Genomic DNA, 20,083 nt, shown 5'->3' with positions numbered 1-20,083 from the left:
CCTCGAGTACCCACCCAAGTGGGGCTCGCCGCAGGGGTGTTTTCGCCTGCGTTTTCGCAGATGTTTGCCGTTAGGGGGCACCAGTGGTAACATACTGGATGGTTCGGAATTATCAGGTGGTGTGTCGCACAGGCCGGGGGTTCGCAGATTCAAAAATGTTGAGGCAGAGTGGGTTTTCCTGGAGCGTCGGATTGGGTCGCTGGAATGGTACAGCGGTCGAGGTCCATCTATTGCTGCTGCTGGGACTCGCCGGAGTGCTCGCCCTGACAGCCGACAAGCCGGTTATTGGACTGGTGATGATCGTCGTCTGGTTGGCGAGTGTCACTTTGCATCAGTTGGCGCACGTGCTGGTGGCCATGCGGCTGGGCGGTGAAGTGTCCAGCGTGGTGGTCGGCCCAGCTGGCGGCAGTTACGAAGTCGATCTGGCCGACGAGCCCGAGCCGCAAGTGCTGGTGGCGATCGCCGGTCCGGCGGTGCACCTGATGTTGGTGGTGGCCGCGGTCTGCCCGCTGGTGCTTCAAGGAACCGACGAAGTGCTGGCGCTGCTGCACCCGATTTCGGCCTTCAACCAGTTCACTCTCAACGTGCCGCTTGGAATCACTACCGTGAAGGTGGTGTTGTGGCTCAACTGGATTCTGTTCCTGGTGAACCTGCTGCCCGCTTACCCGTTCGACGTGGCCATCGTGTTGCGGTCGCTACTGTGGCCCATGGTGGGTCGGCGGACCGCGCTACTGGCCACCGGTCGTTTGGCGCAGGCGACGTCCGTGGGCTTCTTGTTCTGCGGTTTGTACCTGGCGTCGATCGTGCAAGTGGAGAGCTACGTGTGGGTGATCCCCATCTTTGCTTTCCTCTACCTGGCCGTTGCAGCGCAGCGCGACTGGTACCTGCTGGAGGAACTCGACGGCGAGACAATCGACGACGATTGGTTGGGTCTGGAAGAAGAACTGGGCGAAGACATCTGGCGCGATGACGCCAGCCACATGGTGCTGGTCGAACAGCACTACGATCAACTTCGTGAGCGGTACGAACGCAAACGCAAAGCCCAGGAAGACTACGAAGACGCCCGCGTCGACGACATCCTGGCGCGGCTGCACCTGGAAGGGTTCGAGCACCTTTCGCAGGACGATCAGGCCTTTTTGCGGCGGGCGAGCCGCCGGTATCGCGATCGTCGTCGCGATCAACACCCTCCCGCCGAATCGTAACGAGCCGCACTCACGATGGCCCGGCAAAAGGAAGCCCGAGAGGATTTACTGCGCGACGCGGTAGCGTTTGTCGAGCGGATCATGTTCACGTCGCCAGAGTGCGCCGAAGTGTTTGTCGGTTTCCGCACCAGCGGCGCGGCCAGCGTGTACCTCGACCAGGATCCGGTGTACCACTTCAATTCCAGTGGCCAGCTTCGCCGCGGCTACGTGGCTGGCGAGCTACTTAAGGCCGACAAGGGCAAGCTCATCGCCATGCACCGCGAGCGCCCTGGCGGAGAAGTGCAACTGGTGAGCCGAGTGCTCGACCCATCCGCCAAAGCGGTCTTGCTTCAGCAAGCCCGACAGCAACTCCAAGCCCTGCTAACCTCCATCGAGCACAACGCGCAGGTAATCGGCCAAGTGCCCGAAGAGCGCGACCTTCACACGCGGGCGACTGAGTGGCTGCGTGAGATCGTTGCCGCGCCGCTGGAAGTGGCCAACTCGCCGCACGCGCGGTGATCAGTCGGCAAGCGACTCGACGACCACCTCACCAGCATCGGTGGTGAGTTTGGTTCCCGCCGCGTTGGCCTCGCGGCGGACCATTGCTAGTCCGGCGTAACCATCGTCGAGCTCGGCGGCGGTGGTCACCGTGCCGACTTGCTTGTCGCCAACGGTTAACGCAGTGCCCGCGGCGAGCGCGGCGCCGTCGATTGCCCGCACGCGCACCATTTGCTTGTTCACGTGCCCCAGCGCGTCGAGCCGCGCGATGGTCTCCTGCCCCAGGTAACAACCCTTAGTGAAGCTAATCGCCCGGGCGTCGCGGCTCAGCTCCTGCGGCAACGTGCCCTCGCCGAAGTCGACTCCGCCCAGTGGCCAACCGGCAGCCACGCGCACACCATCAAGATCGGCACGGGAAGCCTCCGCAAGTTCGCGGTCCGCCATACCGGCGTTAGCTGGTGCGACCCATGCGGGTTCGGGGAGCAGCGGAAAGGGAATCCAACCAGGCTCGTTCTCGGAGCCGACGACTAGCGCCGGCCGTCCTTCGTTCGCTCGCAGCGTGACGTCTTCGCGAATGACGTAACGATCGAGCTGCGCGGCGAGCGGCGCGGCATCGTCGGCCAGTACGACAGCCGTCACGCGGTCCTCGGCGCTGTGCAGCACCGCGTGGCACAGCACGTGCCCTTTGACGTTGGTGAAGAAGGCCTCGCGCGACTCGCCGACCGCCATTTGCTTGACGTCGGCCGTGCACATGTTGTGCAGGAACGCGATGCGATCGTCGCCGGTGACTTCGAGCACGCTGCCCGGCCAGTCGGTGAAGTAGCTTCCTGTTGGCAGGGTCACGGGTGGTCCTTTCTTACTCGGCCCACTTCGGCACGGTGTGTTGCACTTCGTTCAGTACGATGCAACTTGCGCTGCGTTGGGCGAGCCGGGCCAGTTCGTCAGTCGAGGCGATGTGGGTCATGCCCAGGTCTTCTACCACGTCGGGCTCCAGCTGGCTCATGAAGTACACCGGGCCGCGGCATAGCGCTTTGTAGATTTCCCACGCGGCCTGCGCATCGTCGGTCTGGGCGTCGTGCAGTTGGGCGGCGCGGTCGAGGTTGCCGCCGGTGGCGATCAGCTCTTGCAGCGACCCACCCGGCGGTGTGTCGAGCTGCGTGCAGATGGCCACCGCGCTTTGATCCATGTCGGCCACTGTGCCGGCCGTGTGCAGCGCGCGGGCGACGTTCTCCCACGTTTGTTCCTCGGGCCCACCCGCAAGCGTGGCCACCACCAACTGAGCGGGCTGCTCAACGGCCAATGCCCACTCGCGGCCGCCAACTTCGTCGACCACGCGGGCGACGTCGTCCGGCGCGCCGGCCACGACCTGAGCTACTCCGCCTCCACGCGCGGGAATCACTTGTACCACCAACGCCGAACCGAGCAGCCAGCCGGCTTGGTCGGTTTCGCGGCGGCGGATCATTCCGGCGGTGGGCGAGTCGAGCGCGTCGGCCTGCGCGTAGCGCCGCTGGGTGAGCACGTCGGCGAACCGCGGATAGATCGACTCGTACACGCCGCGTGCGTCGCGAGCGTGGGACAACCTTCCGCAGCCCACTGGGATCACCAGGTCGGCTTCGAACAACTGTCGACTGATCATCAGCGGCTCGTCTTCCACGGCCGCCAGATAGCACAGCGAATCGTCGTCGCCCGACACGTGCCCGACGACTACCAATCCGTCGTCGGTCAGATCGCGAAGTTCGTTGCGCAGTTTGTTGGCTTCCTCGACGCTGCCGGTCACTACTTGCACCAAGGACCGCTGTCCGCCGGTTGCTTCGAGCGCCGCCAGCACGCCGCGGACCACGTCGTCCGCTTGCCGCACACCAGCGCCGATGGCGATGGCCACGTGGTCGCCCGGCACGGTGGCTTGCGCGAGCGGCGGAAAGCCGACCGGCGACTCAAGCGCCGCGGTGGTCGCTGCCACGACGTCGCTGGCCGTCAGGCGTGTGGATTCCGCCGAGTCGCCACCGCCCAGCCAGGCTTCGTCGCGCAACGAGATTTCCAGTGGGGGAAGTTCGCCCAGTTGGACATGAGCTTGAATGGACATAGCAACTCGAAACGCACACGGGACAAAGGGAAACATCGGCACAACCGAGTACAAAATGGTATCGGCCGCCGCGCAAGGGGGTCAAGCGGCGATGGCCCACCGCCAGGGCGTGTGGTAGGGTGAATTACGGTTGTTCGCAAACCCTGGGAGCTGTCGCGGCAATGTGGAATCTGAGATCGTCAATCGCCTGCAGCACGCTTGTATTGCTCGGGGCGTTCTGCGCCGGCTGCGGTGAAAAGTCGCAGCAGCCGAGCGAGAATTCGGCCGAGGCCAGCGAGCCCGAGCGGCAAGACGGTATGACGGCCGTTGAGATCATGCAGAAAGTGGTCGCCGTGTACCGCGAGGCCGATTCGTACATGGACAACGCCGAATACGCCGAGCACTTCATCCGTCCAACCGACGGAGTGATGCGTCAAACGCCACCGACTACCTTATCGGTGAGACTGCAGCGTCCCAATCGGTTTCTCATTACTCACATGCGAACGATCATCGACGCTCCTCCACAAGGGGCGATCGTTGCCTCGGATGGATCGCGACTGGAAGCCGTCGTCACGAATCTCGCACCGCAACGGCTGCGTGTAGATGCCCCTGAAGTGGCAAACCTTCAGACCGTGGCCCCAGACCCTATCCTCCGCGAAGCGTTGTTCCCCGGACCGATCCCCGACATTTTTCCCCAGCTAGCGTTATTGCTGCCCGACGGAGAGAAAGCCCCTTGGCCGCTGGAGGATCCCAGGGCGTTAGTGTTGCTCCCACCCAAGAAAATCAAGACGCCATCGCAGGACGCCATCGACTGCTATCGCGTCCAACTGCGTACCGACGAAGGTCCCCAGGTGATGTGGATTCACAAAGAGACCTTCGTCTTTCTGCGGATCGAGATTGCCAACGAGAAAATCCAAAAGCATCTATATCCGGATCAGGAATTCACCGAATTCACTTGGCAGTTCAACTTCTTCGACGTGGCCGTCGACATAACGACCTCGAAGGACATGTTCCGATTGCCCTCGCTGGAGGGCCAGAACGAAGAAGAAATGGTCGACGCATTTCGCCAACCACCCGCCGAGCCCGAAGTCGAAGCAAATCCGCCCGAAGCGACGGAGGGAGCCGAGCAACCCGCGGACACTGAGCCCTCGACCGACGAGGCCGAGCAGCGAGAAGAATAAGGTTCCCGCTGCTTTGCGGCCCGTGTGCAGTGAGCTGCGTAGTCGAGTAGAATACCCGTAAATCCGTGACAGGCGCTGTTCCCAAACCAATTCTGCGATTCGAGGGGGCTATGACGCAGATCCTGGCAGTCCAGCAGCAATGGACCGACAGTTTCGACGTGTTGGTGCTATTGGGTTTCGTGGCGTTGGTCATCGGGGGGCCGGCGTTTGGTTGGGCGCTGATGGTGCTCGACATTCGGGCGTATTACCGGCGGCTCCGTGGAGCGCTGGTGGTTGTTTCCAACTACGTTCGCTATGTACCGGCCTGGGTGGCCGACGAAGCCCGTCGTCGCCGCCGGGTGCCGCCTTGTTTGGCGGTGTTTGGGTTGACGCTGCCTTGCACCGAGGCCGAACTGCTCAAGGCCTACCGCGAACTGGTGAAAGAACGGCATCCCGACGTCGGGGGCGACATGGCCGAATTTCTACAGTTGCAGCGTTTCTTTGAAGAAGCCCGCTCGTTAATCGCAAACGCTGAGTGAACTTGTGCGCGGCAAGTGCTAGCACCGCTGCTGGTTGCTGTTGCCCGGCCGGGGGGGACCGGATACCATCGCGGCCCAACCAGCGGCAGCAGGTAGCGATCGCCGCCGACCGCCACTTCGCGTCGTTGGGCTTATCGCTTTTGATTCCACCAGCGGGGAAAGGATTCCCAACGATGAATGAGCTACGACCTCGCACCCTGGCCGACTTGGCCCATCTGGTCGCCGGCCGCACTACCGGCGACGCCACGGTTACCATTGTCGGAGCTGCCCCACTGGACGAAGTTGCGCCGCGCGAAATCACCCTGGTCGACCAGCCCGAACGTGTCGCCCAGGCGCTCCAGTCGCCTGCCGGCGCCGTGCTCGTGCCCACCGGCATGGCATGCGATGGCAAGCCGACCATTGAAGTCGACGACGTGCACACCGCCTTCACCACCATCGTCAAACTGTACCGGCCCCAACGGCAATCCGTTGCGCCGGGAGTCGATGCTTCGGCCATTGTGAGCGCTAGCGCCCGACTGGCGGACGACGTCACCATCGGCCCTCGCTCGACCGTGGCCGACGATGTGACCATTGGCTCTGGCACCACGATTCACGCCGGCGTGAACATCATGGCTGGCTGCCAGATCGGCGAAGGTGTCATCATCTTCCCGGGCGTCACGTTGTACGAAGATACCATCGTAGGCGATCACGCGATCATTCATTCCGGCGCGGTCATCGGCGCGTATGGCTTCGGCTACCGCCAGGCCCAGGGGCGTCACGAACTGGCGGCCCAACTCGGCAACGTGGTGATCGGACCGCACGTGGAAGTGGGCGCCAACTCGACCATCGATCGCGGCACGTACAGTTCCACTCGCATCGGCGAAGGCACCAAGATCGACAACCTGGTGCAGATCGCCCACAACTGTCAGATCGGCAAACACAACTTGCTGTGCGCCCAAGTGGGCATCGCCGGCAGCACCTCCACAGGCGACTACGTGGTAATGGCCGGCCAGGTCGGTGTTCGCGATCACGTACACATTGGCGAAGGAGCACGCATCGGCGCCATGGCAGGCGTATCGAACGACATTGCCGCCGGCGTGGTGGCCTTCGGCGCACCAGCCACACCCGAACGCGATCAGAAGATCTTGCTCGCCTCGCTGGCCAAGCTGCCCGAGATGCGCAAGCAATTCAAACAGATTCGCAAGACGGTGCAAGACCTGGAATCCACCGCGCGCCAGCAAGACAGCTCTGGCGGCCACGCCATGGACCCGGCTGCTTAAGGCAACTTCGATCCGACAATGCCAACAACACCCGCCAACAACGCGACCGACGATAACACCGTCGGCCTGCTGGCCGCCTGGGGAAGGTTTCCCGTGGTTGTGGCCGAAGCCTTGAAGCGCGACGGGTATCGCGTGTGTTGCCTGGGCGTGAAAGGGTACGCCGACGGAAACTTGGCGCGAGTGTGCGACGAGTTCGATTGGGTTGGCCTGGCGAAGCTTGGTCGCGCGTCGAAGTGGTTTGCTTCGCACGGAGTGCGGCGGGCCACGATGGCCGGCAAGATTCACAAGGTGAATCTGTTTCAGCCCATGACCTTCTGGAACCTGCTGCCCGACTGGACCACGTTCAAAGCTTTCTATCCTCACTTCGTCGCGCGCACTTCCGATCGCAAGGACGACACGCTGTTGTTGGCGGTGGTCGATACGTTCGCCAAAGGTGGCATCGAGTTCCTGCCAGCCACCGACTACGCTCCCGAACTGTTGATCGACGAAGGCGTGGTGGCCGGTAGCGAATTGACCACAGCCGAGTACGCCGACGTGGAATTTGGCTGGCACCTGGCCAAGCAGATGGGCCAGCTCGACGTGGGCCAGAGTGTCTGCATCAAAGGGCAGGCAGTGCTGGCGGTCGAGGCCGTCGAGGGAACCGACAGCTGCATCGCCCGGGCGGGTGAACTTTGCCGGCAGGGCGGGTTCACGGTGGTCAAAACCGCCAAACCCCAGCAGGACATGCGTTTCGACGTCCCCACGGTGGGCCAAGGAACGCTGGAAACCATGGCCGAGGCCGGCGGACGCGTTCTGGCGGTGGAAGCCCGGAAAACCATCCTGCTCGAGGATTCAGCCTTCCGAACCGCGGCCAACCGCTTGGGGATAACCGTGGTGGCGATCTCCCCCAAGGGGATGGATTCCCAGGGTGGCCGGCAAGCCGCATAGCACTGCCGAAATCACAAGTCCCTGTCAATAAGGGACTTGCGCTACGTGGCGGCATCCCGGGCGGGGACTCCCAGCCCGCAAATCCCTTAAATCAACGCCAGGCGCTATTCAAGCGCAAAACGCGGTAATCGCACGGTTTTTTCTCGGCATTCAACTCAACTTGATTGAGACATTCGCACACCGTGACTATACTGCACGCTGGGGGTAGGAGCCCGACGTGTAAGATGCGTGACGGGTCTGCACTCTTATTGTTTTCGTAACTACTATTCAACATTGGAACCGCTAGTGACGCGAATGGCGTCCGATTCGCTTCGAAAGACTCGAAGCTGGAACAGTCGGACTATTTTCACCTAGCCAATGCAGGTAAGGCAACTTTTGGAACAGAGATCCAGAGCACGCAAAATGCGTTGCTTAGGCCTGCGGAGCTTCTGAGAAATGGCACCTGAGGTTATCACTCCCTCGATCGAGCGACTGCTTTCACGGCCGCCCGAACACCCTAGAAGTTGGATTCTGGGATCTAATCCGAGGGTTACTCGCATTGCAAGCCACGCCGAAAAGGCGGCTGAAGTGCAATGCCCCGTTCTAATCACCGGCGAGACCGGCACCGGCAAAGAAGTCTGGGCTCGCTTGCTGCATGAGTTGGGCCCAAGGCGCGATCGGATGTTCGTGCCCGTCAACTGCGCGGCGCTCACTCCCACCCTGGCCGAGAGTCAACTGTTCGGTCACGAAAAAGGGGCGTTTACCGGAGCAGCCGGCGCCAGTTTGGGTGTCTTCCGCGCAGGCGAAGGTGGCATCGTCTTTCTTGACGAAGTGGGCGAAATGCCCGCTGAATTGCAGCCTAAACTGCTTCGTGTACTGCAAGAAGGCGAAGTCACTCCCGTTGGCGCCGCCAAGCCAGTGCCCATCAACGTGCAGATCATCGCCGCAACGAATCGCAACCTGGAAGCCGAGGTGGTAGCCGGGCGGTTCCGCGAAGATCTCTACTATCGATTGAACATGGTGGAGCTGGAAGTTCCTCCTCTGCGGCACCGCGTGGATGACATCCCACGGTTCATCGAGTACTTTTCGGCCAAGTACGCGGCCAAGTACAAACGCGACGCCTGGAAGCCCTCGAGCGACAGGCTCCGCGAATTCTGCGAGTACCCTTGGCCTGGCAACATTCGCCAATTGGGCCACGTGATCGAGCAGGCGTACGTGTTGGATTGCGAACCATCGCTTCCCACCACGCGCACCCCCGAGTCGGCCACGCCGGCGTTGCCTTTCACCAATCTGTCGAAACTGCGTCGTATCGCGGTGCGTCAGGCCCTGCAGGCGACCCGTGGGCACAAAGGTCGGGCCGCCAAGCTGCTTGGCATTCACGCCAACACGATGACTCGCCTGCTGGCCCAGATCGACCAGGAGCCGCAGGACGGCGATAGCCCCTCTAAGAACTAGTCTGACGGGCGGCGATTTGAATCCCCGGATGGTGGATGCTTCGCTCTCGGTGTGTCAGCACCTGATTGGTGCCGCGGTGGCGATCTACCCGTGATTTCTAGTGTTTTTTAGCCGTTAATCGCCGTTTCGGGCCATGTACGGCCACTTCTCACCGCGCGGCCCAAGGCACTCCTTGCTTTGGTGACCATTCATCATGTCGGTGAAATGGTCCGTAAGTGTTTTTCTCCTAAAGACTTACGACGTACGCGCAGCTGCACTCTCACCATTCGAGTGAGCTTCTCCCTGCTCTGCTTCTTGTCAGCAGAAAAATCTTGAGCTCCTAAGTTCTTTTGCACCATCTAGTTGCGCCGACTCTTGGCGACCCGCCGCAACCTTGGCACGCCCGTCGCTTTAGTGAGGGACGCGATCTGGTTGTGGACTATCCCAACAGAGGTCGTAGTCCGCCTGGTATGCCGGCCGGGTGTGGAGGGAATTGGATCCCTCCGCGCGAAGGCGCCCTGGCGGAGAGAGGTGTATTTCGTGTCGCTGCGCCCCGGCGCGTAGCGCAGGTCTCCTGGATATCAGGAAACAAGGAGCATTGGCAATGAGCATTGAGCAAGTTTACGAGAGCGCTGAATCGAAGTACGGCACGGAGAAATTTCAGCAGATTCGGGGTAACGGACACAGCAAGCGTCGCGCCCCGCAGAGCCGTCGTCGAGGCAAAGCACCGCAATCGTTTAACGGCATGCACCGTCGTCGTCGCAAGAAGGTTGCCTGGTAGCCAACGCACCCACGGCATTAGTTCACGCTGCGCGTTGAGGGACGCTCCAGCGCGGATAGATGTGCCGATTGGGCTGCAAGCATTGCGCAGCTACCCGGCTGCCGGTGTCTTCGCAGTTTGCTGAAGCTACCGCAACTCGTTGCGCGCCGACTTGCGCAAGCGTGTGGAGTGAGGGCTCTCGCGCAGGCGTAGTGCTAGATGTTCAACAGTGAAGAAGGTGCGTGGCCATGGATAGCCACGCGTGCGCTGGTTTGTCCCGCATGGGTTCAAGCGCAGCGCAACCAGAGTGCCAAGAGACTGACGCCGAGCAGTCTCGCGCCTGCGTGCATTGGCAAGGGAAGTCGGCGAACAACTTTGAATCTCGCAGAAACAAGTGATTGATGAACGCGCCTGAACTGAATGTTGCCGTGCCGTCGTCGGCTTCGTCGACGGTGGCACCCGTAACTCGCGCCGGACCGGCAGCGATAGGCCGCTGCTTGGTGGTAACGGTAGATTCTGCGCATGCCACTCTGCTCGAATCGTCGGCTGGCGAAGAGGGTTGGAGTGTCGACGTGTGCGACTGCTCGATGCAGGCGATGCGTCTTGCGTTCCGTCTGAAGTTTCATCTTGCTGTGGTTGATCTCCAAAGCGTTGCGGACAACGAGTCTTCGCGGAGCGACTTCGAACAGTTGGCGCACGATCTGGCGCAGAACCATGTTCCGCTGCTGGTGATCAACGGCGATCCCCACAACCCACTGGCCGAGTTCGCGGCGCGCCAACTTGGCGTATGGGTCTATCTGCCTGGGTTGGGGGAAGACGTGGGACTGGAAAACATGTTTCGCGAAGCGCGATTGGCGACCGAGAAGCTAGCGCGGGAGTCGGCAACAACCAACCCACAGGCAAAGGAGTGCAAGCTGCCCGGTGGTTAGATGCTGCCAGCAGTGTGCAGGACAGGGTTGGCTACGGCCAGCCAACAACCCGAGAGCGGCTGTGCAAGCAGTACAAGGTTTGTGGCCGCCAACCAATCGAGGGGAGTAACGATGAGCGAAAGACAACAACCAATAGTGCTGGAAGACCAGGAAGCCAGCGATCGGCACGCGCGCAGTATTGCGCCGATGCGTTCGCGCGGCCACAAGAAGCCCAGCAACCGCTCGAGTCGCAGCTCCGCCAAACGGAGCAAGCGCACCAAGAGCGCGCCCGGAGGTATCCACCAACGCCGTAACAAGCGTTCCAGTTGGTAACAAGTTTTTGAGACCGTTTTACGGAGCAACGGATCCGGCGGTCGAGAGTGAAGCGTTTGATCGGATCGCCGCGCGGCCATCCGAAGTGATTTTAAACAAGGGGATTCAATCGATGAGATGTACAGCTATGAACCGAATTGCTATGTGTGTGGCGGTTGCGTGCTTGGCCGTCGCCACAAATGGTGCGACGCAGGCCGCGACCATTACTTTGAACTTGGATAGTCTCGATGTCTTGTATGCCGGCGGGGCGTCGTTTGAAGGCAAGCAAGGTATCCTGCACGACATGAACACCGTGTCGAGTGCCGAAGGCGGCAACGAGGATCCAGTAGAAGCTCACAAACTAGTTGGCGGATCATTCAAACTCGACGAAACGCTTGTCGAGCAGTATATGGAGTCCGACAATATCTATGGCGATCTCTTGATCTTTGACCTCGGCTCGTCCATCGCATCGCCCAGCCCGGTATCGTTCGCCACAGGCGACAATTCCGTGGGCATGGATGACTACAATTTCGGCTTCGATTGGTTTCAGAAGTCGGGCGGCGTGACGACGAGTTCGCTTTCGCTGAAGTTCGACGATTCCTTGGTCGTGCTCACCGACACCGGTTCGCAAGGGAATCCAACCCTATTGATCTCCGCTTCAACCACCGAGTGGTCGCAGTTCAATCTGCCAGGCGGATTGCAGTTCGCACCAGGCTCGGAGATCAGCTTCTCGTTCACCACTACCTCCAACAATACGAGAGGTGTTCCTCAGCAGGGTGATTTCGAGAACATCATTGCCATGAACGGCGTGTTGACGATCTCCGGTCAAGCCATCCCCGAGCCCACCGGCGCCTATCTGCTGCTGACCGGTTTGGGAGTCGCCGTGGTGGCCGTCCGCTGGCGGTTGGGCTAGCACCCGGTTTGGCCTTTGTAGGCACAACTGAGCAGTAACGCACTGAACCGGTCGAGGTTTCCCCTTCCTCGGCCGGTTTTTGCTGCGCGCTAGGGACGCTTGCTTTGCGCGCCCCACGGCCCCTGGTATGCTGAGTGGCGCGAGTGCGCCGCACGACTATGTTGACTAGTGGGGAATACCAAATGACCGATGTTCAAACGCCTGCCGACGACCAATCGACCGCAGTTTCTCCCGCTCGCGTGCTGAAGGTGGTGATACCGATCGCGCTGGTGTTGTTGTGTATCTGGTGGGCCGTGCAGACCTTGCCAAGTGCCGCGCAACAGAATCTCGAAAGCAGTGAACTAGTCCGATTGCTTGGCAAGCCAGCAACGGCGGAGAAAATGGCCGGCTGGAGCGACGCGGATGGCGACATGGTGGCCGACTCGCCCGCCGACGATAAGTGTGTGACGCCGGAGGTGATCGTGTTCTCCTACGTCGGCTCCGACGACGCCGGCAACGCACCCACCGCTTGGAAGCCTTTTCTCGATGCATTGACCGAGGCTACCGGTGTGCCAACCGAGTACAAGCACTTCGTCGAACCGCAAGAGCAGATCGAAGCGATGGCCAACGGAGAGTTGCACGTGTCGGCCTTCAACACCGGTGCGGTGCCGGTTGCCGTGAATGCGGCGGGGTTCGTACCGGTCAGCACCTTTGGCCACGGCGACTCGTTCGGCTACACGATGGATTTGCTCGTCGGGGCCGACAGTCCCATCAAGAAGGTCGAGGATCTGAAGGGGAAGAAGATCACTTTCGTCCGACCTAACTCCAACTCAGGCTTCAAGGCAGCGTTCGTATTCCTGATGGACGAGCACGATATGCTGCCAGAGCGCGACTACCAGTATGGCTTCTCCATGGCGCACGACACCTCGGCCCAGGAAGTGGCCAGCGGCAAGACCGATGCGGCGCCTGTGGCCAGCGATTTGTTCGAGCGCTATGTGACGGATGGGCTGATCGACGCAAGTCAGGTTCGCGTGCTGTACCAGTCAGAACGATTCCCGCCGGTCGCGTTGGGTTACGCTCACAACCTGTCGCCAGCGGTGCGCGAAGCGGTGACGAAGTTGCTCACCGAGTACGAGTGGGAGGGAACACCGCTGATGGACGAGTACGGCGCTCCACAGCGCGATGAGTTCGTAGCAGTCGACTACAAAGACGACTGGGCCAACGTACGTCGCATCGACGACACACTCGAAAAAGCGCGCAAAAGTGTCCAGTAGCTCGGCGCTTTAGGAACCGTTGCGCTGCCGCCGCGCTTCGTAGAACAGAACTGCCGCCGTGGCCGAGACATTCAAGCTGTCGGCCACGCCGTGCATCGGCAGGGCAACCGGCGTGACGTCGGGCGACTGCCAAGCGTCGGTCAGACCCTCCGCCTCCCCTCCCAGGACAATGGCCCCGGGCTGCCGGAAGTCGACGTCCCAGTACATCCCGCTGGCGTCGGGCCGAGTGGCCCAAATCGCAAGGCTGTTCTCGCGAAGCCAGGTGAGCACCTCGCTGGCGGTGGCCGCTACTACGTTGGCCTGGAACACGGCCGACACGCTTGCGCGAATTGCGTTGGGGTTGAACAGATCGATCACCGGATCGACCACCAGCACCGCATCGATGCCCGCCCCGTCGGCCGAACGCAGTACAGCGCCAAGGTTGCCCGGCTTCTCGACTCCTTCGAGCACTGCGACCAGTGGCGTTTCGGGCAGTTGCAACTCGGCGAGCGTGCGTCGCGGCGTCTCGAACACCGAGACCACTCCGTCCTGACGATCGCCGTAGGCCAGTTTGTCGAACGCCTCGCGGGCCACCTCGAACAACTCCGCGCCGGCGGAAGCCAACTGCTCCACCACGGTTTCCGCCTCGGGCGAGCGGAAGTAGTCGCGGCACCACAGGCACTCCACGACTTTCCCGCCGGCATCCAGCGCCCTCTGCGATTCGCGTACTCCATACACCACCGCCCTACCCTCGCGTTCGCGGTTCGCGCGATTTTTGAGCGCGGCCACGGCCTTGATGCGCGGATTCTGCCGACTGGTGATCATCGGTGGATCCATAACTAGTCCGGCGCTCCCGACTGAGCCCACGCTGGCTGAGGTGCTTCGAAGACCACTCTTTCGCGCGACGAAGGGTGCACCAAACTCAGCCGCCACGCGTGCAGGCACATTGGCGGTTCGTCGACTGACAGGGTTTGCCGGGCGGCTGTTTCGCCCTCTGGCAGGTAGGACGGGTCGCCGACGATCGGCAAACCTAGCTGCCACAAGTGGACACGTATCTGGTTGGTCCGCCCCGTGATCGGTCGCACCAACAGCAGTGTCGTGCCGTCTGCCATCCGATGCCGTACCTCGAACTCGGTAGACGCCTCGGCGCCAGCGGTGTCCGGCAGGCGAACCCCCGCGGCCGAAGCATCCCGCGCGATGGCCGCGTTGCAATCGAACTTGTCGTCCTCCGGATGCCCGATTACCAGTGCGAGGTACTGCTTCTCAACTTCCCCCCGCTCGAACTGCGGTTGCACCAGCTTTGCGACTCGCCGGGTTCGCGCGAAAACCACCAGCCCGGTGGTATTGGCGTCGAGACGGTGGGCGTGGCGAAGTCGCTCAGGCGCGTAAGCCTTCGCGAGCAAGTTCGACAGCGTGTTCTTCTCGAAACGGCCACCGGGGTGGATCGGCAGCGGCGCGGGTTTGTCGACCACTACCAGGTCGGCGTCCTCGTAGAGAATGCGAATATCGGCACGCACTTTCGGCTCGACAACGCCGGGCAGCAGGTGCTCGTACTTCTCGCCTGCGGTTACCGTGCGCGAGCTATCGACAGGGTGATCGTTGAGCAGGATGCGCCCCAGTGTTAGCTCCTCCTGCCAGTACTCAGCCGGCATCGAGGGGACCGCACGGTGCAGGAAGTCGACGATCGGCAAGCCGTCCCATCCGCCCGCCACGTGCAGCGGCAAACGGCGATCGTAGGCCTCCGCGCCGGGCAGCGGAGTGGCGACTTTGCGAATCGTCGCGTGCCGCCGCGCAATCGATTGCTGCATCGCTTCGTCACTGGTGCGATAGCAGCGCGGGCACGACTCGCCTTTCACGTAGAGCGGAGACTGCTGATCTTCGGGCGACAGGATCGCTTGGCACGCGTAGCACTGGGCGGCGTCGGTCTCGCGCAGCGCCGCGTCGACCGCCACCCGCTGGTCGAACACAAAGCAATCGCCACGATAGTGCGCGCCACCGACGTCCTCGAAGTACTTGAGGATGCCACCGTCGAGTTGATAAACGTCACGGAAGCCAACCTGCTCGAGCATCGGAGCGGCCTTCTCGCAACGAATTCCCCCGGTGCAGAACGTTACGACGGGTTGCTCGCGAATCTCCTCGGGCAGCGACTCGACTGCCTTGGGGAAATCGCGGAAGTGGCCGATGTCCAAATGCTCGGCTCCCTCGAAGGTGCCGAGATCGACTTCGTAATCGTTGCGCGTGTCGAGCAGCGTCACCGGACGGCCTTCGTCGAGCCACTGTTTCAGCTCGCGGGGCGCGATACGTTTGGAAGTGTAGCGGGCGGGTTCCACGCCTTCGACGCCGAAAGCGATGATCTCCTGCTTGATCTTCACCAGCATCCGGGTGAACGGTTGGTAGTCGCTGTGGCTTTCTTTGATGTCCAGCGCCCCGATCGCCGAATCGGCCTGCAGGTGCTCCATCAGCGCCGCCACGGTCGGCGGCTGGCCGGCGACGAACAGGTTGATCCCTTCTTCGGCCAGCAGGATGGTGCCCCGTAGGTCCAGTTCATGGCACCGACGGCGCAGCTCCGCCCGGCGGGACGGCAGGTCCGTGAGTTCGACAAACTTATAGGCGGCCACATTCAGAATCGACATGCACTAATTATGCGGCCCGACCTCGCGAGGAGAAAGGTAGGCGTAGCCGGGGCGTGGCTGTACCGATTTCCCAAGTGTGCGATTCGCAAAACCGGTTATTTAGGACCACCTCGTCGCCGTTGGGCCGACCGCGTCCCTCGACAAGCGTAGTTAGAACCCTGGAGAATGGAGCAGATGCGGACTGTCGTATTCACGAATTAGCTGAGAGGACTTCCGATGTCAGGCCGGGTTTCCATCGTTGTGATACTACTTGCTGGTGTCGCTTGGTTCTGCCGCACTGCCGGTGCCGCTTCGCCGGAGGCGTTGCCTGACCTCCAGCAGCTTGCCAAGGATCTCTCCGCGGAGGATCTGACCCCGCTCCAGCGTGCGCGGATTCACGGCCGGCAGGCCTCCGCTGCGTGGATTCGCTGTCACCGGTACTTGCACGGTTGGCTCGCTCAAGCCGACGAGAAGACCGGACTCATTCCGCAGAACCTTCGGCAGGGCAAGGACATCTGGAACGGGCGCAACTCCGCCGCGGACAACTACGCCTTCATGGTGTTGGTGGCGGCCTTCACCGACCAGCCGATCTACCGCTCGCGGATGCTCGACATGCTGCGGACCGAGCAGCAACTCACCAGCCGAGTTGGAGCGCTACCGGATGCCTATAGCTTCTCGAAGCAAGGCTTTGCGCACGACGAGATCGACATGGATCGCGTGGTGTTCGACGGCTCGGAATACGTCAAGGACGGTTTGATGCCGATCACCGAGTTGCTGGGGTCCACGCCCTGGACCGAGCGGATGGTGGCGATTGTCGACTCGATCCTCGAGCACGGCACGCAGTCCACGCCCCACGGTGTCGTTCCCTCCGACAGCATTGAAGTCAATGGCGAAATGATGCAGGTGATGAGCCGCCTGTACTACCTGACTGACGATCAGCGCTACCTAGATGGTGCGTGCCGAATCGCGGACTACTATCTGCTGGGCGACCGCCATCCGACGCGTGACGTGGAGGTCATTCAGCTCCGCGACCACAATTGCGAGCTGATTTCCGGCCTGACCGAAGTCTACTGCGCCTGCCATTTTGATCGACCCGAGAAGAAGGCCTCTTACCAAGCTCCGCTGCATCGGTTGCTCGACGATCTGCTGGCTCATGGTATCAACGAACACGGGCTGATGTACGACTCGGTCAATATGAAGACGGGCGAGGTCGTGAACGCGAGGATTCACGATAGTTGGGGATACAACTTCAACGGCGTGTACACTGTCTATCTGCTGGATGGCACGCAGTCCTACCGTGAGGCTACACGCAAGGCACTGGGGTGCCTGAAGCCGCATTACTGGAGCTTCGCCTGGCAGGGGAAGAGCGCCGACGGCATCGCCGATAGCGTCGAGGGGGCAATCAACCTCATGAATCGCGAGCCCGATGTCGCCGGTCTACCCGAATGGGTGGACGCCAACATCGAGCGGATGCTCGCCATCCAACAGCCCAGTGGCATCGTCGAAGGCTGGCATGGCGACGGTAACTACGCCCGCACGGCCATGATGTGGGCGCTATGGAAGCAGCAGGGCGCCACGGTTCAGCCATGGAGGGGCGACGTTTCGGTGGGCGCTGCCGCTCAGGGCGATGGGCTGGTGTTGTCCGTCCAGTCCAGCGGTCCATGGAAGGGAAGACTCTGTTTCGACCCGCCGCGGCACCGTGAGGTCATGCGCATGCCGTTGGACTATCCGCGCATCAACCAGTTTCCCGTGTGGTTCACGGTCGCCAGCGACAAGCACTATGCAGTCGTTCGCCGAGGCGACGACGGAGAGCCCGTGAGCACCGTCTATCCTGGATCAGAGCTGATCGCTGGACTCGAGTTGGATCTCACCAACTCTCAATCGACTGCGCTGCTGGTCATTCCAGTCGCCGGCGCAAACCACAACCTTTTACCCGATGCGCTGCAGAAGGCCGCACACCAACTTCGGTAGACGGCCATTTGCGTCGGTGTCCGAATTCTTGGCCCATCGTTCGGCAGCGAGTGATACCCGCAGTTGCGGAAATCCGGCGGAGCTGAACTGGCTATTTCCATCTTATGATGGAAAAAGGTGGGACAACCACCGTTAGGTTCCCCTCCCGCCGTACATGTACTATCCCGTAAGGCGGCTTTTCCTAGAGATACTAGGGCGTTCGCTCTGAAATCGGATTCGACAGTTAGGGTTCGCGCCGAGACTGATCGCGCTGCCTTGCCACTACTCAGTACATTTGTGCGTGTAGCCACTGCCCAGGCCCACCATGCATTCTCGCGACGAGCACCAAATAGCTGCCTTCTCCGACTTGCTGGCTGCCAGCCGCAGTCGAGTGTTTGGCTACATCTACGCCATGTTGCACAACATGAGCGACGCCGAGGATATCTATCAGCAAACCACTGTGTTGCTCTGGGAAAAGTTCGGCGAGTACCAACCAGGCACCGAGTTCACGAGTTGGGCGCTCAAGATTGCCTACTTCAACATCAAGAACTTCCAGCGCTCGCAGCACCGCGCCCGCGTGTTCTTCAGCGAATCGGTCATGGAGAAAGTGGCGGACAGTTTCCTAGCAGAGAGCGACCGCGAGGCCGACGAACGTACCGAAGCCTTGAGTGGCTGCTTGAACAAGCTGTCGCCAGAGCAGCAAGAGTTGCTCCGGCTGCGATACTCCGACGGCGCCTCCGTGAAGCAGTTGGCAGAGCAGGAGAACAAGACCGAGGCAGCCGTTGCAATGGTGCTGACTCGGCTAAGGAAGAGTCTGCTGAAGTGCATTAAGATGCAGATGGCTATAGGGCGATAGGAAGGGTTCTAGGTATGGCGATCGACGAACAACTGGTCAAGCTGATCGACGCGGTGCTTTCCGGCACAGCGGACGACGCTCAGGTGCAGCAACTGGAACAGTTGCTGGACCAGGATGAAGAAGTCCGCCAGTTGTTTGCCCACGTGTCGCGGTTGGACGTCGATCTCCGCTACAACTTCCGCACCGGCAGTTCTCAACCCGTGCCGCGCAGCGTAGAGACTTCGTGTCCCGCACCGGTTGGCCAATCGAAACGAATCGTAAAGCATCCGTGGTTGTGGTTTGCTGCCATCGCGGCCAGCGTTGCTCTGCTGCTCTCCTTGCCAAATCAGCAACCGGCGCCGACACAGCCAACTGGTCCGGCTGCCACGGTGGATGCACCACTGCAGCGTCCCCCCGCGCCCGTGGCAACGCTTTCGTCGCAGGACAACGCACGCTGGCAAGAGGGCAGCCCCGCCATTGGCCAGGTGTTTCGCGAAGGCCAAACGGCGGAACTGATTGAAGGCGAAGCGCGTATTAGCGTCGGTTGCGGCGCCGAGATCGCCATGCGAGCCCCCTGCGCCTTGAAGTTCGTCGCCCGCGATAAGGTGGAACTCGAATACGGCGACGTGGCCGTGCATGTTGCTGAGTGGGCCAAAGGGTTCAGCGTGCTGACCGACAGCATGGAGGTGGTCGACCTGGGCACCACGTTCACGGTCTCTGCCTCGAAAGAGAAGGGCGTCCAGACGGAAGTGATCCAAGGGTTGGTGCGAGTCCATCCCAAAATGGCCGATAAAGATCGTCGAGGCCTGTTGGTCGGCGAAGGCAAAGGCTATGCAGTCGACCGACAGGGGCGAGGCAATGCGTTGCAGCAGGCGAGCGACTCGATGTTTGAGACCGCCAGCCTCAGCAAACTGCACCTCTACCGACCCATCAACCTGTTGAACACTGGTGTGGGATTCGACGAAGGTGATGAGGACCCCAACTGGATGGTGGTCGACGGGCCCGGCGAAGGCAATTTCGAGCCCCGCTATGCGGTGGTGTGTGTTCCCGACGAGCGGTACCTGCCAAACGACAAAGCGAACTCGCAATGGGTCTCGATGCCGGGTTGGCAGACGGCCGAAAAGAATTCGCTCTACACCTTCAAGACAGAGTTCGAGCTGGACGGCTACGACCTGCGCACCATCCAGCTCTTCGGCCGCTTCCTGGCCGACAACGGCATCAAGGCCGTGCGCATCAACGGTATCCCGGTAACGGTGGAGTCGTGGATCGACAACGAATCCTTGCAGGAGTTTGACCACAGCCAGTTCCGGTACGTCAACGTGACGGATGGACTGGTTGCCGGAACGAACGTCGTAGAGATCGACGTATGGAACGGTATCTTTGCCGAGCCAGCCGAGTGGCGGGACCTCCCCAACCCCATGGCTCTACGAGTGGAATGGTACGCGTTTGGACGCCAGTCTGAAGCGCGAGACGAGTAAGCAACGATTGAATGAGCGAATCGCAAGAACTTGTGCGACGCTTT

General features: G+C 61.3%; 19 protein-coding genes. 15 read left to right on the top strand and 4 right to left on the bottom strand.

The features are described 5' to 3' along the window. Positions 1-191: 191 nt before the first annotated feature. Positions 192-1,202 carry a site-2 protease family protein gene (locus tag ACQK2L_RS03705; protein ID WP_425395584.1) on the top strand — a complete coding sequence of 337 codons (1,011 nt, stop codon included), beginning with the start codon at positions 192-194 and terminating at the stop codon, positions 1,200-1,202. A gap of 15 nt (positions 1,203-1,217) precedes the next feature. After that, positions 1,218-1,700, top strand: a complete 483-nt coding sequence (locus tag ACQK2L_RS03700; protein ID WP_425395583.1) for a hypothetical protein — start codon at positions 1,218-1,220, stop codon at positions 1,698-1,700. On the opposite strand, the gene ACQK2L_RS03695 is transcribed toward ACQK2L_RS03700, so the two are convergent. Together ACQK2L_RS03695 and ACQK2L_RS03690 are read right to left on the bottom strand one after the other, a co-directional pair. Beyond that, entirely contained in the window at positions 1,701-2,522 is an 822-nt protein-coding gene (locus ACQK2L_RS03695) for a YgfZ/GcvT domain-containing protein (protein WP_425395582.1), read from the bottom strand. It abuts the gene before it with no gap. 13 nt (positions 2,523-2,535) lie between these two features. After that, positions 2,536-3,762: a lactate racemase domain-containing protein gene (locus ACQK2L_RS03690; RefSeq protein ID WP_425395581.1), complete on the bottom strand. Its 1,227-nt coding sequence runs from the start codon at positions 3,760-3,762 to the stop codon at positions 2,536-2,538. A gap of 161 nt (positions 3,763-3,923) precedes the next feature. Here ACQK2L_RS03690 and ACQK2L_RS03685 point away from each other — a divergent pair, with 161 nt between their 5' ends. The 10 genes from ACQK2L_RS03685 to phnD all read left to right on the top strand — a co-directional run bounded on the left by ACQK2L_RS03685 (position 3,924) and on the right by phnD (position 13,185). Beyond that, the gene (locus ACQK2L_RS03685; protein ID WP_425395580.1) at positions 3,924-4,922 is read left to right on the top strand and encodes a hypothetical protein; all 999 of its coding nucleotides are present in this window, start codon (positions 3,924-3,926) and stop codon (positions 4,920-4,922) included. A gap of 110 nt (positions 4,923-5,032) precedes the next feature. Beyond that, the gene (locus ACQK2L_RS03680) at positions 5,033-5,440 is read left to right on the top strand and encodes a hypothetical protein (protein WP_425395579.1); all 408 of its coding nucleotides are present in this window, start codon (positions 5,033-5,035) and stop codon (positions 5,438-5,440) included. 173 nt (positions 5,441-5,613) lie between these two features. Continuing rightward, on the top strand, positions 5,614-6,699 hold the full coding sequence (gene lpxD, locus ACQK2L_RS03675) for a UDP-3-O-(3-hydroxymyristoyl)glucosamine N-acyltransferase (RefSeq protein ID WP_425395578.1): 1,086 nt from the start codon (positions 5,614-5,616) through the stop codon (positions 6,697-6,699). Between the two features lie 18 nt (positions 6,700-6,717). Further along, positions 6,718-7,626: an LpxI family protein gene (locus ACQK2L_RS03670; RefSeq protein ID WP_425395577.1), complete on the top strand. Its 909-nt coding sequence runs from the start codon at positions 6,718-6,720 to the stop codon at positions 7,624-7,626. Positions 7,627-8,061: 435 nt separating this feature from the next. Further along, on the top strand, positions 8,062-9,060 hold the full coding sequence (locus ACQK2L_RS03665) for a sigma-54 interaction domain-containing protein (protein ID WP_425395576.1): 999 nt from the start codon (positions 8,062-8,064) through the stop codon (positions 9,058-9,060). Positions 9,061-9,643: 583 nt separating this feature from the next. Further along, positions 9,644-9,820 carry a hypothetical protein gene (locus tag ACQK2L_RS03660; protein ID WP_425395575.1) on the top strand — a complete coding sequence of 59 codons (177 nt, stop codon included), beginning with the start codon at positions 9,644-9,646 and terminating at the stop codon, positions 9,818-9,820. A 380-nt stretch (positions 9,821-10,200) separates the two neighbouring features. Next, positions 10,201-10,728: a hypothetical protein gene (locus ACQK2L_RS03655; protein ID WP_425395574.1), complete on the top strand. Its 528-nt coding sequence runs from the start codon at positions 10,201-10,203 to the stop codon at positions 10,726-10,728. A gap of 111 nt (positions 10,729-10,839) precedes the next feature. After that, positions 10,840-11,040, top strand: a complete 201-nt coding sequence (locus tag ACQK2L_RS03650; RefSeq protein ID WP_425395573.1) for a hypothetical protein — start codon at positions 10,840-10,842, stop codon at positions 11,038-11,040. 127 nt (positions 11,041-11,167) lie between these two features. After that, on the top strand, positions 11,168-11,932 hold the full coding sequence (locus tag ACQK2L_RS03645; protein ID WP_425395572.1) for a hypothetical protein: 765 nt from the start codon (positions 11,168-11,170) through the stop codon (positions 11,930-11,932). Between the two features lie 182 nt (positions 11,933-12,114). Further along, positions 12,115-13,185, top strand: coding sequence for a phosphate/phosphite/phosphonate ABC transporter substrate-binding protein (phnD, locus tag ACQK2L_RS03640; RefSeq protein WP_425395571.1), 1,071 nt, complete (start codon positions 12,115-12,117; stop codon positions 13,183-13,185). Positions 13,186-13,194: 9 nt separating this feature from the next. Here phnD and ACQK2L_RS03635 read toward each other — a convergent pair whose 3' ends face one another. Both ACQK2L_RS03635 and ACQK2L_RS03630 read right to left on the bottom strand, forming a co-directional pair. Further along, positions 13,195-13,989 carry a TrmH family RNA methyltransferase gene (locus ACQK2L_RS03635; RefSeq protein ID WP_425395570.1) on the bottom strand — a complete coding sequence of 265 codons (795 nt, stop codon included), beginning with the start codon at positions 13,987-13,989 and terminating at the stop codon, positions 13,195-13,197. Between the two features lie 14 nt (positions 13,990-14,003). Further along, a complete protein-coding gene (locus ACQK2L_RS03630) occupies positions 14,004-15,797 on the bottom strand; it encodes a sulfurtransferase (protein WP_425395569.1) in 1,794 nt (597 codons plus the stop codon). A gap of 216 nt (positions 15,798-16,013) precedes the next feature. Here ACQK2L_RS03630 and ACQK2L_RS03625 point away from each other — a divergent pair, with 216 nt between their 5' ends. The 3 genes from ACQK2L_RS03625 to ACQK2L_RS03615 all read left to right on the top strand — a co-directional run bounded on the left by ACQK2L_RS03625 (position 16,014) and on the right by ACQK2L_RS03615 (position 20,039). Beyond that, entirely contained in the window at positions 16,014-17,747 is a 1,734-nt protein-coding gene (locus ACQK2L_RS03625) for a hypothetical protein (protein WP_425395568.1), read from the top strand. A gap of 304 nt (positions 17,748-18,051) precedes the next feature. Next, positions 18,052-18,582, top strand: a complete 531-nt coding sequence (locus tag ACQK2L_RS03620) for a sigma-70 family RNA polymerase sigma factor (RefSeq protein WP_425395567.1) — start codon at positions 18,052-18,054, stop codon at positions 18,580-18,582. 14 nt (positions 18,583-18,596) lie between these two features. Further along, positions 18,597-20,039, top strand: coding sequence for a FecR domain-containing protein (locus tag ACQK2L_RS03615; protein WP_425395566.1), 1,443 nt, complete (start codon positions 18,597-18,599; stop codon positions 20,037-20,039). The last annotated feature ends 44 nt before the right edge of the window (positions 20,040-20,083 follow it).

The sequence above is a fragment of the Aeoliella sp. genome (genome assembly GCF_965227375.1).
In the GTDB taxonomy this organism is placed as follows: domain Bacteria; phylum Planctomycetota; class Planctomycetia; order Pirellulales; family Lacipirellulaceae; genus Aeoliella.
Note: the sequence above shows the minus strand (reverse complement) of the source record. Positions and strands in the feature narration are given on the sequence as shown.

Coding starts and splice junctions, on each gene's coding strand:
- ACQK2L_RS03700 (WP_425395583.1), top strand. CDS start 1,218: ATGGCCCGGCAAAAGGAAGCCCGAGAGGATTTACTGCGCGACGCGGTA.
- ACQK2L_RS03690 (WP_425395581.1), bottom strand. CDS start 3,762: ATGTCCATTCAAGCTCATGTCCAACTGGGCGAACTTCCCCCACTGGAA.
- ACQK2L_RS03685 (WP_425395580.1), top strand. CDS start 3,924: ATGTGGAATCTGAGATCGTCAATCGCCTGCAGCACGCTTGTATTGCTC.
- ACQK2L_RS03680 (WP_425395579.1), top strand. CDS start 5,033: ATGACGCAGATCCTGGCAGTCCAGCAGCAATGGACCGACAGTTTCGAC.
- lpxD (WP_425395578.1), top strand. CDS start 5,614: ATGAATGAGCTACGACCTCGCACCCTGGCCGACTTGGCCCATCTGGTC.
- ACQK2L_RS03670 (WP_425395577.1), top strand. CDS start 6,718: ATGCCAACAACACCCGCCAACAACGCGACCGACGATAACACCGTCGGC.
- ACQK2L_RS03665 (WP_425395576.1), top strand. CDS start 8,062: ATGGCACCTGAGGTTATCACTCCCTCGATCGAGCGACTGCTTTCACGG.
- ACQK2L_RS03660 (WP_425395575.1), top strand. CDS start 9,644: ATGAGCATTGAGCAAGTTTACGAGAGCGCTGAATCGAAGTACGGCACG.
- ACQK2L_RS03655 (WP_425395574.1), top strand. CDS start 10,201: ATGAACGCGCCTGAACTGAATGTTGCCGTGCCGTCGTCGGCTTCGTCG.
- ACQK2L_RS03650 (WP_425395573.1), top strand. CDS start 10,840: ATGAGCGAAAGACAACAACCAATAGTGCTGGAAGACCAGGAAGCCAGC.
- ACQK2L_RS03645 (WP_425395572.1), top strand. CDS start 11,168: ATGAACCGAATTGCTATGTGTGTGGCGGTTGCGTGCTTGGCCGTCGCC.
- phnD (WP_425395571.1), top strand. CDS start 12,115: ATGACCGATGTTCAAACGCCTGCCGACGACCAATCGACCGCAGTTTCT.
- ACQK2L_RS03635 (WP_425395570.1), bottom strand. CDS start 13,989: ATGATCACCAGTCGGCAGAATCCGCGCATCAAGGCCGTGGCCGCGCTC.
- ACQK2L_RS03630 (WP_425395569.1), bottom strand. CDS start 15,797: ATGTCGATTCTGAATGTGGCCGCCTATAAGTTTGTCGAACTCACGGAC.
- ACQK2L_RS03625 (WP_425395568.1), top strand. CDS start 16,014: ATGTCAGGCCGGGTTTCCATCGTTGTGATACTACTTGCTGGTGTCGCT.
- ACQK2L_RS03620 (WP_425395567.1), top strand. CDS start 18,052: ATGCATTCTCGCGACGAGCACCAAATAGCTGCCTTCTCCGACTTGCTG.
- ACQK2L_RS03615 (WP_425395566.1), top strand. CDS start 18,597: ATGGCGATCGACGAACAACTGGTCAAGCTGATCGACGCGGTGCTTTCC.